The following is a 12,366-nucleotide window of genomic DNA, read 5'->3' as shown; positions in this document are numbered from 1 at the left end:
TTTCTTCTTCTCCTTCTTATTTCATCAGCTTCTGGATGGTTTTGCAGAGCTCATCCACGGCGCCTTCTTTTCCCTGCCGGATATCCTCCACAACGCAGGATTTGATGTGGCTGGAAAGCAGTACCTTGTTGAAGCTGTTTAATGCAGACTGGATCGCGGATACCTGGGTCAGGATATCGACGCAGTAGCGGTCGCTCTCCACCATTTCCCGTATTCCGCGCACCTGGCCTTCAATTCTCGAAAGACGGTGGATCAGATCTTTGTATTCTTTTTCGTCCCGCACTTTTTTCCGGTCGCATTCACTGCAGTGTGTACAACATTCACCCATGAGGTTTCCTCCTTGTGTTCCGTCACTCTATATACCCCGTCTGGGTATGAATTTATGATACTCTTTTGCCCAGGCTTTGTCAATCTTCGATTTTTGCCGCAAGCGCGCCGTACAGCTTCTGGTTTACCAGACTTGCCGCGCTGCACTCCGCCTCCGGCGCGTTCGCCGACGGCTCTCCGCAGAGATCGACCGCGAGCACCTTTCTCCCCGCAAGACAGTCCTTTGCAAGGGACAGCAGCTCATCCACACGCACATTTCCCTGATCCCAGTTCGTATCAAGCTCCTCCTTTGACAGAATGTCCTTATCGACCGACAGATATACCGGAAATGTTCCCGCATGGGATGCAAAAACCTCTTTGATCTTCGCCGCTCCGCTTCCGTCGTCGAGCTCTTCCTGTGTCACAAACCAGACATGCTCCATCGCTTCCGTTTCCCGCACCGACGCCTCCGGCGGGCCGATTACACAGATTCCTTTGATGTTTTGATACGCCCCGGCAGCATCCCGGATCCAGGAACCGCAGGAGAGCACCGGAAGAAGCGCCGGCGGCTGCATATCGGTATGGTGGTCGAATACGGCTAAAAACAAATCTTCTTTTTCCAGTCCCAGCAGCAATTTGCTCATATAGTGATAATTGCCGGAATCCAGAAGGCGGATCCGCGGCAGCTCTTTCGTTTCTTTTTTTCGGCCAAGTTCCGCTTCCAGAAACTGCTCCGTCTCCGGATCGAGATAACCGTCAGTTCCCCGGAGCTCTCTCAGATCCCAGATCTTTCCCGCCTGCTCCCAGGCATATCCTTCGGACTCATAAATTCCGGAAAGGCTAAAACAAAATGGTTTCATCTTCTCTTTTACTCCTGTTATTTATTTAATGGATTCAGCTTTCTTCCCGCCGTCACAAGAAGAACGGCTGATATCAGAAGCTGCAGAACGGCACTCGCCTCCGGCAGATAATGGATCAGCGGATTCTGTCCGTAATTTCCAAGCAGATAGCAGAGCTGTTCCATCTCTCTTCCATTCCCAAGCTGGCGGCTGATGATCCCCGCAAACGAGGTAAACGGATTGAAAAGAAGAAGGTAAATTACACCTCCTACATCGATCTGCTGATAAGCTGCCGTCATCTCCTGCTGCAGCAGTCCTGCGTAGTAGGCAAGCCCCGTGCAGGCGCATATTCCTACGACCAGAAAAACGACAATGACATAGGAAAGAACGGTCGCCAGTGTGGTCCGCTTAAAAACAACCGAACAGAAAATGCCGATACTGCCGACAAAAATTCCGGTCAGAAGAAGTCCTCCCGCCATCAGAAGCAGTCCGCCAAGGCCGATACCGCCGAACACCACAACAAGGGACAGCACCGGCAGTGCCGAAACCGTCAGTATCAGAACAACGCCAAGCGATGCCTCCAGCTTTCCCGTAATGATTCTCCACGGGTTCAGGTTCGTCGTCAGCAGCACATCCAGCGTTTTTTTCTCACGCTCCAGCGAAATGCTTCCTCCCGCAACCGCCGGAACCGAAAGGACAACGAGAATAAACAGAAGATACGTCATCAGAATATAGCAGTTCATCGGAACGCTGTAGCTGACCGGTGCCAGATAGCCAAGCTGGCTGCTCTCCCCGAAATAGCAGACAAACGCAACCACGGCAAGCAGCAGATTGCAGACAAAAATAATCCAGGAAATCCGCGATGACCGCGAGTTCCGCTTCATTTCTTTTTCAAATACAGGATTTAACCGCACGTTTCGTTCCCTCCTTATCCGATCGTGTTTCCGAACGTTTCTGTGTTTCGGCTCTTCTGTTCCGTTTCCCCGGTCAGATGAAAGAACAGGGACTCCAGGCTGTTGTGTTCCCGTGCAAATGAAACCACAAGGATTCCGGCATCCACCAGTTTCTGCAGCAGATACGCCTCCTCCTCCCGGCTTCCCGAAAACCAGGCCGCAATCTTGTTTTCATCCACAGAAAGGCGGCTGACCTGCGGATTCTGCCGCAATAGTTCCAGCGCCTTTGGCACCTGGTTCAGCACAGTGATGCGCAGCGGATTGGAGCTGTCGATCGCAAGCATAATGTTTTCCAGCTTTCCCTGCTGTACCATGACACCTCCGTTGATGACACCGATGCTGGTGCACAGATCTGCTAATTCCGAAAGAATATGGGAGCTGATCAGAATCGTATAATCCTCCCGCGCCAATCGCTGCAGGAGAAGCTGAAAATCCTTTCTTGAACGCGGATCCAGACCGGAATTCGGTTCGTCCAGCACCAGAAGCTTCGGTTTATGGATCATCGCGCGCGCCAGACAGAGCCGCTGCTGTATGCCCCTTGAGAGCGAATCCACCATCTGCTCCTCTTTTCCCGATAGTTCGACCATCTCCAGCACTTCCCGCGCACGGACAGTTCCTGCCCGCCCGTAAATTCCATACGATGCGGCAAAAAATTCCAGATACTCTATCACGCTTAAGTTTTCATAGACGCCAAAGAAATCAGGCACAAAGCCGATCAGGCTTTTCTGCTTCAGAATATTTTTTGTCGTCCGCACGCCGTCCAGCCACAGATCGCCGCCGTCGCTCTTTAAAAGCCCTGAAATAATGCGCAGCGTCGTTGTTTTTCCCGCACCATTCGGTCCGACAAAGCCGTAAATATCGCCTTTTTTTACTTCCATATCAAGACCGTTCAGGGCATATGTTTTTCCGTATTTTTTGGTCAGTTTCTCAATTTTCAGTATCGGCATTTGGCTCCTCCGTTAACAGATTCTCCAGATATTGCTCCGGTGGGATCTCTTTCGCCTTTACGATCAGATTCGGTGCCTCATAGTATCCATAATTTTCATGATACTCTTCTCCCTTTTCCTCTTCGGAAAGACGGTACCGCACACGGATCTGGTTGTCCGCATTCACATACTGCGCCTCCAGTGCCGGATCACTCGCAAAATCGATCTCCCAGTCGGAAATTTTATCATACGTTCCCGTCTGAAAATTGTACAGATCAATGATTCCATTGAAATTCCGGATCTTGGTCCCATCCTCCGTGCGGGCTTTCTCGAAAGCAAGCGAAAGAATGGTTCCCCGTTTTCCTCCCCCGCCGGTTTCTGCCGCCTGGATCTTATCTTCTAACGCCGTCATCGCATACGGCCAGAATGCAGGATCATAGATTCCCTCGGAATCCGGCTGCATCACGCCTTTAGCATACATTCCATACAGACACCAGATGTTGTTGTTTTCAAAGACACCGTTCAGATAATACGTTACTTCTGTTTCCTCTTCCGAGATTCCGCCGGAATTCGGTCCCATTTCAAAGCTTACCGTGTTTCCGCCGTCCCATCCGCTGTACTCCTGCGCATACGGACAGTACACAACGCCGGCCTCTTTCATGTCCACAAACACTTCCTGATAGTAATACGAGATTCCATACGCTTCGTATCCGCTGTCAAGCTGGAACGTATCGTCATTGCCTGCCAGCTTTCCAAAGAAAAGGCAGTTGTCACTCCGGTTCGGCATGTGATTATAGATGACGCCGTCCAGATAATTTTTCTCTATCTCCGGCAGATCTTCTGCCGCACTCCAATTTCCGAAATCCCGCACGCTGTCCGCTTCTATTCCATCCAGCGTGATCGTCTCCCCGTTTTTGATGTCTCCAATGAGGGCACAGTAACCTGGAACGGCGATCACACAGCTCTCCAGATCATAGCCTGTCTTATTTTCCACGGTTCCGCTGATCTTCTGATCCCAGAAATGAAACGTGCCTTTCAGTCCTTCGCCTTCGTCCAGCGTTTCCATCCGCTGCATGCCGAACTCATTCAGGGCAAATGCAGCCTGATTGGAAATTTCTGCCCTGTTTTTCTGTTCTCCGAAACTGATCTCCGTCTTTTCATATTCCGCATCCTCCGTTTCCGGCTGTGCCGTGCTGTTGGACATATAGTCCATACGGTTGTACGTCACCAGATCGTAGGACGGATCCAGATACAGCTCATAGGAAGCATTGTACGGCGCCTGTGCACAGAAATTAATGTAATCTTTCTGGTATGTATCGTACTGCCAGATTTCTCTTACATACGTCAGCACCGGGGCCTTGAGCCTCGTGCTCTGGCCAAACAGACTGATCAGCATAACAAAGACGGCCGAGCAGGCACAGATCGCCCCCCAGAGATACTGACGTTTTCCTGTTTTTTTCAAAAAGAAATACAATCCCGGCCCTGCCAGAACCAGATAGACCAGAATCAGGCCGCCGTACAGCACCGTATTCGGACGGTTCCGGATCCTAGTGTTTTCCAGAAGATCGGAAATCGTATAGTATTTCTGATAATTCGTATTTCGTTTTGCCAGAAGGCGGCTGGTGGTCTCTTCGTCCAGAATATTTTTCAGAAAATCTACCGGCGCTTCTTTAAACGCACTGCGCTGGCTTTCCGCAAATGTCTCGTTTCCCGAAAAGGTAATCAGAAGGCCTCCCTCTGCCTGCCAGAGATCAATTTCTTTCTGGAGTGTCTCATCCAGTTCTTCTTTTGACTGCTCCAGAAGGATCAGCACATCCGGCGAATACGACTCCGCAAGCCCGACAAGCTCCTCTGCCCGGACAGATGCAGCTTCCACCTCATAAATCCCGTCGTTCAGCGTAACTCCATTCAGCTGCTGCCCGTAATTAGTTTCTTCTTCCACAACGCAGACTTCCACCTTGGACTGGAAGAAGCCTTCACTCGAAATCGTTTCTTCCCGACTGTACACCGTGTCCCTCTGGCTGTTCTCCAGGCACAGGACACAAAAAGACGTATTTTCCACCAGAAGCCCTGCCGAAAAAGTCTTTGTAACGGTTCCGTTCGCCGGAATATAGATTGGAAAACGGTACGTAAAAAGGCTGTTTCTTCCGTCGCCCGACCGCTTGACCCCCAAAAACAGTTTTGAGAGAATGCCTTCTCCACTGTTTCTGCGGTAAATCGATTCCGCGGCGTTTTTTATCTGAAAAACAAAGTATCCTTCAAATTCAACAGCGCTCTCATTTGTGATTGTCACACGAATCGGTACGTGATTCCCATCCTGATAGTTTCCTTCGAATCCATAAGAAAAATCAATCTGGTATTCCCCTGCGTAGCTGTTGGCAAGAAACTGCTTTTCTTTCCCGCCGCTTCTTCCGCCATCCGACGGCGTGTTCTGATAAAGTTCTGTCCGCGTTGTCATCGCAGACACCCTCTGAACTCCCGCCAGAAGCAGAATCAGCAGCAAAATACCGGACAGACAGCAGATTTTGCTTCTTCTTTTCCTGTTCATCGCTTTTCGTCCTCTTTCTTCCCCTTTGGCATTCCGACCGGCAGTTCCACCTCAAAGACGGTTCCCTGCAGATCACTTTTTACCCGCACCTGTCCATGATGCAGTTCCGCAATCTGCTGTACAATCGCAAGTCCAAGTCCCGTCCCGCCGGTATCGCGGCTCCTCGACTGCTCTGTCCGGTAAAATTTCTGGAAAATATGATCCAGTTCCTGTTTTGGAATGATCCGTCCGTAGTTAATGACACGCGTGACCACATATTCGCCCTCTTTTTCCATTGAGACGCGGATCTGTTTTCCTTCTTTTCCGTATTTGACAGCATTGTTCAGCAGATTTCCAAAGAGCCGTGCCAGCAGCTCACCGTCCGCCTCGAGAAAAATCGCATGTTCCGCATGCAGAAATTCCACCTGAAGCTCATTTTTCACAAAAGACGGCGTCATCTCGTCGAGCATCTGCTCCATCAGCTGCACCAGATCAAGTTTTCCGAGATGCAGCTGCATCTCTTTGTGCTCCAGCTTGACGAATCCAAACAGCTCGTTCGTGAGCTGCTCCAGACGGAGTGCTTTCTGATAGGCAATATCGATATAATGATTTCTCGTCTCCTCATCCAGATCCGTCCGCGTGCGCACCCAGCCGAGATAGCCGATAATCGAAGTCAGCGGCGTACGGAGGTCATGTGCCACGGATGAGACAAGATCGTTTTTCGTATGCTCCGCGATCCGTTCCCGTTCCATAATTTCCTTGATATTCTGCTGCATCGTATTTAAGTTCTCCGCCATCACAGAAAACTCGTCATTTCCCTTTACCTCGATCGGATGATCAAAATCCCCTGCTGATATCTCCTTTACCTTTTCCAGAATCTTCCCAATGTATCGGATGGTTTCGCGCATCAGGAAATAAAAGGTCAGGCAGAACGAAAGCAGCGCAGCCGCCGTCAGAATCATCGTCCGCACCGATGGGCGGAGGCCTCCCGGTCCGATCCAGGCGCTCCGGTAACCGATGTTCATCAGTCCATTGCCGAAAAAGGTCAGAATCCCGTCGGTAAGCGTCACTACAAGCACCGTGACAAGTGCACTTACAATCAGATCAAAGACCATCCTCTGGCTGAAGTTTTTTATAAAATCAGGCTTCAATTTTGTATCCCACTCCCCAGACTGTTGTAATAATCTTATCTTCTCTTGTGTCGTCTTTCATTTTTCCGCGCAGACGGCGGATATGTACCATAACCGTGTTGTTCGCCTCATAGAATTTTTCATGCCAGACGCGCTCGAAAATTTCGTCTGTACCGAACACGCGGCCCGGGTTGGAGGCCAGCAGATACAGAATATCAAATTCAATCGGTGTCAACTTGATGCTTTCTCCGTAGCAGACAACCTGATGGGTTACCTTGTTGATTTCCAGATGCTTTAAGGAAATCACTTCCTGGCGCTCGTGCGGCTTCGACGGATTCAGTTCGCGGTAGCGGCGGAGCTGGGATTTTACACGCGCCATCAGCTCCAGCGGATTGAACGGTTTTGCCACGTAATCGTCTGCTCCCGTTGACAGACCGACGATCTTGTCGATATCCTGCGTTTTGGCACTTACCATGATGATCGGAATGTTGTTCGTCTCCCGGATGCGGCGGCACATCGCAATACCGTCCATATCCGGCATCATCACATCGAGCAGCACCAGGTCGATTTTTTTCTCCTCCAGAATGCGGAGTCCCTCTTTTGCACTGTACGCTTTTAATACCTGAAATCCATCGCTGATCAGATAAATTTCCAGCAGATCCGCGATTTCTTTTTCATCATCCACAACTAAAATATTTGTTTCTTCCACGTCGTTTCCATCCTCTCTGTTTTTAACTACCGTAATGGTACCATGAATATTCAAAAAAATCTTTACTTAATTCTTACGTCTGTATTATCTATTATAAAAAGAAAAGCCGCCTTCCACAAGAGGCCGCTTTTCTTTTCTTCTTATATTTTTTATCTTCGTACTGCACGGCGGTATACCACAAGAGAAACCGCTGCGGAAATGACCTCTGTGATCCAGAAGGCGTGCCATACGAAAACGCCGCCTCCCAGATGGGACAGCAGGTAAGCTGCCGGGAGAATGACAATGACATTTCGGCAGAGGGAAATGATCAGGGAAGATCCACCTTTTCCGAGTCCCTCCAGCGCACCGGAGGATGTGATGGAAACTGCCGAAATCAAAAAGCCCGCGCTGATGCGTGTCAGTGCCTGTCCGCCAAGACGGATGGTCTCCGGATTGCTGCTGAACAGTCCGATCAGCTGTTCCGGAATGGCAAGGCAGATGCCGGTTCCAATAAGCATGATCACCGCACACATAATCAGGGTGATCTCATAAATCTTCCGCACACGCTTATGCTCGCCTGCGCCGTAGTTGAAGCCGATAATCGGGCGCATGCCCTGTACAATGCCGTTTGCTGTCAGATAGATGAACGTCTGCAGCTTGTAGTAAATGCCGAGCACGACAACGTAGCTCTGGGAATACACGGCCAGGATTCCATTCAGTGCGGAAATCAGAAGAGACGGCAGCGCCAGGTTCAGGATCGCCGGGACGCCGATCGCGTACAGTCTTCCGACCAGATTTTTTCCTTCTTTTAAATATTCCGGACGGATTTTGACCGAAATCGGGCGGATCTTGTAAATGATCCAGTAAATCACGACCGGTGTCACCTGACCGATGCCGGTTGCAAGCGCCGCACCCTCAATTCCAAGACGCGGAAACGGTCCGATTCCGAAAATAATCAGCGGATCCAGAATGATGTTGACAATACAGCCGATCATCATACCGGTCATTGTCACTTTCATCCGGCCGACTGCCTGAAAAACCTTTTCAAAGTAAAGGTTTGCCATGATTGCTATGGTAAACAGAAAGATAATCCGTGAATACCGGACACCAAGATCGATGACAGTTTCGGAAGAAGAAAACATCCGCAGGAAACGCTCGATGACCAGAAGGCTTCCAATCGTTAAAATAACCGCATGCAGCATGGTAAGGGCAAGGCCCTGTGTTGCAGCACAGCCGGCTGCCTTTTTGTCACCCGCTCCCAGATAATACGAAATTACCGCATTCAGTCCGATTCCAAAACCGATGGCAACGGCATTTACAAAATTCTGTACCGGATAAACCAGGGAGAGCGCCGTCATGGCATCTTCGCTGATCTGTGCGACAAAGAAGCTGTCCACAATGTTATATAAGGAATTGACCAGCATCGAGATTACCATTGGAAGCGCCATCGAAACCAGCAGTAGAAATACTGGCTTTTCTTTCATAAAGTTTTCGTTCATTATTACCTCCATTTGTGATCTTTTCTGTTGGTGGGCTTACGTGCAGGCACGGACTTTGCTTCATTGCCCACAAAAAAAGCCACGCAATTATCTGCTTTCGATAATTGCGTGGCGAAAAGAACTTTATTACAAGTTGAAAAATCCACACCAAGTTTGAGAGCAATATACCACACTTTGCCCGGGCTTGTCAAGATTTCTCCTGTAACTTTTTTTATTCTACATTTTTCAGTGCCTCGTCCATCGGAATCTTTTGGATGTGGCGGAACTGCAGCACAGCGATAACAGCATACGCCGCAAGGCCCATCAGATACATTTTTCCGTAAATTGCCGGATCAATATAGTATGTCAGCCAGCCGCTGTACTCGGAAAGCATAATGACATAAATCTGGCGGATCAGCGCGGAGGCAATGATCAGGCTGACACCGATTGAGACGATCACAACCCAGGTTGTCGCCGTCAGATACAGACTCAAAATTTCCCTGTTCTCGTAGCCGAGAATCTTTACCATCGAAATCGAAGTCGTATTCTTCTCGACGATCAGCTTCGTCAGCAGATAAATCAGCAGCATGAACAGTACAATCGAGAAAACATTGATCAGCTGGAACATTTCTCCCATCGACACATTGAGCTGCCGTGAAATCTTTGTCATATCATCTTCCGTAATTTTCGTCGCGATATACGATTCCTCCAGGTCCGTGATCGGCTCGTTGGAGAAATAGCCGTTAAAGTAGTCCTCTGGATGATCGAATTTCTCGCAGAAGACATCCATCGGCAGAAATACCGCAAGGGCTCCCGGGTAGGCATAAATGCTTTTTACCTCAAAGCTGTACGTTTTGTCCTCATACGGCTCTTTTAGTTCCAGCGTATCACCGACTTTCATTCCATATTTTTCGGCATAACCGTCGGAAATCGTCACGCCGTCCTCAAACAGTTCAGCGGAAACATATTTGCTGTCTTTCTGAATTCCATATACCGAAATGCTCTCGCCCTCCCGGTTTTTCGGAATATTTTTCAGCGATGTAAGAGCAAACGTTTCCACGCCTTCCGTATTTGTCTTCAGCGACGGCGTCAGAAGTTTCTGCACAATTCCCATCAGCGTGTACTCATCATCCTCATCGATCGGATCCGGGACATTTAAAATATACTGGTAATCTGCCAGCATATTTTCCACCGCCTCCGTCTGGTAATGTGACAGCAGCGGTTTCATCATCATACCGAACAGCAACAGAATATTGGCAAATACGATACCGAGAAACAGGGTAAAGTAACTCGATTTGTTCTGCAGCAGGATCCGCAGACGAAACCGCGAGAAGAACCGGAAGTTCGGAAGACGCACCGCATGGCTTTTTCCTTTCTTTGCAAAATCGTGGCGCAGAAAACGCAGCGGTGACAGACGCAGACGGCCGGAAATCAGCACCGCGTTGATCACAAACATCAGAATTGCCGGAATTACGGTCGTGAGCAGAAATGCATTGGCATTCCACCGCGTCTGATATGTCGGCAGACTGTAGCTTCCATAATACATACCGGCGCAGATATCTTTAAACACGGTGTATCCCAGAATATTTCCAATCACCGCCGACAAAATCGTAATCAGTACCGGCAGGGACAGATAATGCAGCAGAAGTTCCCGTCTCGTATAGCCGGATGCGCGCAGCGTTCCGATCACCGACGCTTCTTTTACAATCGTATTGTTTGTCGTAACTGCAAAAATGAACGCCATGATGGCAATCAGGATGTACAGCAGTACCTCCACCATCACCTTGTCACCGCCCATATCGTCGCCGGTAAATTTGATTGCCTGATTGCCGTAGCGCGGCAGATAACCCGTCAGCGAGGAATGAGCCGCCAGAACCTCGACGAAATCATCGGACCATTCTTTTTCCTCGTTTTCATCTTTCGGTTCCGTATCGTATTTCCAGGAATAGCAGTATTTGATATGGTCATCGGTAATGGCATCATACCCTTCTTCGGTCATGATTCCCACGCCGAATTTAACCGCATCGAACATCATGTCACTCGAATTGCTGAACAGCGCACTGTAATCTGAAAGTGCCACAAGACCGGTAACCGTCAGTTCTTTTTTATCAACCGAGATCACATCACCGACCTGCAGGTCATTATTGTCCGCATACATACGGTCAATTGCAATTTCATCCTTCTGCTGCGGCATTTCGCCTTTCATCAGGCAGACCAGATTGACCTCTGTTCTGTTTTTAAAAAGACGGATCGTGCTCTCTGGTTCCGAATCCAGATCCGTGTCGGCATCTTCGTCTTTATAGAAATTCTCGTAAATCGTTACCTTCTCTTTTTCCAGCCGTGTTCTCTGGTTGTCGGTGAGCTTCTGTTCTGTTGTAAAATTTCCGTTTTCCACGTTGTATTTTTCAAAGCTTTCATCGTAAGCATACAGCATGCTCTCATCCGCAACGAGAAAACCGGACACAAAGCCAATCGTCGCCGTCATAAACAGAAAAATAACGAGATATTTTCCAATATCGTTCTTCAGTTCCCGCAGCAGGCGTTTTCGTAATGGATTTTTCATACTTCCACCCCGCTTTACCAGTCCAGATCGCCGGCGGCGATTTTGGTCTCATTGACGTAGTTTTTACGGATCTGGCCGTCGCGCAGACGAATCACGCGGTCCGCCATGTTTTTGATCGCATCATTGTGTGTTACCATGATGACGGTGTTGCCGTACTTCTGATTGACGTCCCCGATCAGCTTCAAAATTTCTTTTGAAGTATGGTAATCGAGTGCACCTGTCGGCTCATCACAGAGCAGAATGCTTGGATTTTTGATGATAGCTCTTCCGATTGAAGTACGCTGCTGCTGACCGCCAGAGAGCTGGTTCGGCAGCTTGTCGCGGTGGTCATAGAGCCCCAGTGTCTTTAACAGATCGTTGATGTCGAGCGGATGATCGCTTAAGTATGCGCCGACTTCCATATTTTCTTTTACCGTCAGGTTTGGAATCAGATTGTACATCTGGAAAACGTATCCTAAATGTTTTCGTCTGTACCGTGTCAGCGTTTTTTCATTCATATCCTCAATTTTTTCGCCTTCAATCACGATCGAACCGCTGTCCGCCTCGTCGATTCCGCCGATAATATTCAACAGTGTCGATTTACCGGAACCGGATGGACCGAGGAGAACACAGATTTCACCTTTTTCCACAGAAAACTGGATTCCCTTTAAGACCTCCACACGGCTTTCACCGGTTCCAAAACTCTTCTTCAGGTTATTAATCTCAAGAAACATAACTTTCCTCCCTGCATCTTTTTTCCTGAGTGTGTAAGAGTCTGTTTTGCGTTAGACTCTTCTAACCCCATAATACTGCTTTTTCTGTGAAATGAAAAGCGCTATTAATGAGTATTTTTTCTCATTAACAGCGCTCTTTCTTTTATTTTTTAACAGCAAAAAGCTATCGGATCTCTCCGATGGCTTTTCCGATATACCTTCAAAACCGCATACACTACACATCTATCATTCCATCTTGTGAAC

Annotated in this window: 10 protein-coding genes; all 10 read right to left on the bottom strand. The window is 48.8% G+C overall.

The window, feature by feature from the left end; translation table 11 throughout:
- Positions 1-16 precede the first annotated feature (16 nt).
- Complete coding sequence (locus DW769_RS13540; RefSeq protein ID WP_022463104.1) at positions 17-328, bottom strand: metal-sensing transcriptional repressor; 312 nt, start codon at positions 326-328, stop codon at positions 17-19.
- Positions 329-407: 79 nt separating this feature from the next.
- Positions 408-1,166 (bottom strand): arginase family protein, encoded by a 759-nt coding sequence (locus tag DW769_RS13535; protein ID WP_117802460.1) that lies wholly within the window; start codon positions 1,164-1,166, stop codon positions 408-410.
- Between the two features lie 17 nt (positions 1,167-1,183).
- Positions 1,184-2,059, bottom strand: coding sequence for an ABC transporter permease (locus tag DW769_RS13530; RefSeq protein WP_055217680.1), 876 nt, complete (start codon positions 2,057-2,059; stop codon positions 1,184-1,186).
- A gap of 14 nt (positions 2,060-2,073) precedes the next feature.
- Entirely contained in the window at positions 2,074-3,039 is a 966-nt protein-coding gene (locus tag DW769_RS13525) for an ABC transporter ATP-binding protein (RefSeq protein WP_118750512.1), read from the bottom strand.
- Positions 3,026-5,572: a hypothetical protein gene (locus DW769_RS13520; protein WP_117510227.1), complete on the bottom strand. Its 2,547-nt coding sequence runs from the start codon at positions 5,570-5,572 to the stop codon at positions 3,026-3,028. Before DW769_RS13520 ends, DW769_RS13525 begins: the two co-directional genes overlap by 14 nt.
- Positions 5,569-6,702 carry a sensor histidine kinase gene (locus DW769_RS13515; protein ID WP_055228565.1) on the bottom strand — a complete coding sequence of 378 codons (1,134 nt, stop codon included), beginning with the start codon at positions 6,700-6,702 and terminating at the stop codon, positions 5,569-5,571. The genes DW769_RS13520 and DW769_RS13515 overlap by 4 nt, the downstream gene beginning before the upstream one ends.
- Positions 6,692-7,390 (bottom strand): response regulator transcription factor, encoded by a 699-nt coding sequence (locus DW769_RS13510; RefSeq protein ID WP_022462401.1) that lies wholly within the window; start codon positions 7,388-7,390, stop codon positions 6,692-6,694. The genes DW769_RS13515 and DW769_RS13510 overlap by 11 nt, the downstream gene beginning before the upstream one ends.
- Positions 7,391-7,539: 149 nt before the next feature.
- Positions 7,540-8,868: an MATE family efflux transporter gene (locus DW769_RS13505; protein WP_118750500.1), complete on the bottom strand. Its 1,329-nt coding sequence runs from the start codon at positions 8,866-8,868 to the stop codon at positions 7,540-7,542.
- A gap of 211 nt (positions 8,869-9,079) precedes the next feature.
- Entirely contained in the window at positions 9,080-11,410 is a 2,331-nt protein-coding gene (locus tag DW769_RS13495) for an ABC transporter permease (protein ID WP_118750499.1), read from the bottom strand.
- A gap of 14 nt (positions 11,411-11,424) precedes the next feature.
- Positions 11,425-12,123 (bottom strand): ABC transporter ATP-binding protein, encoded by a 699-nt coding sequence (locus DW769_RS13490; RefSeq protein ID WP_118750498.1) that lies wholly within the window; start codon positions 12,121-12,123, stop codon positions 11,425-11,427.
- Positions 12,124-12,366 lie beyond the last annotated feature (243 nt).

The organism is Blautia sp. AM29-29 (assembly GCF_003480555.1).
GTDB classification, from domain to species: domain Bacteria; phylum Bacillota; class Clostridia; order Lachnospirales; family Lachnospiraceae; genus Fusicatenibacter; species Fusicatenibacter saccharivorans.
The sequence above is the reverse complement of the archived record's forward strand: the minus strand, read 5'-3'. Positions and strand labels throughout refer to the sequence as shown.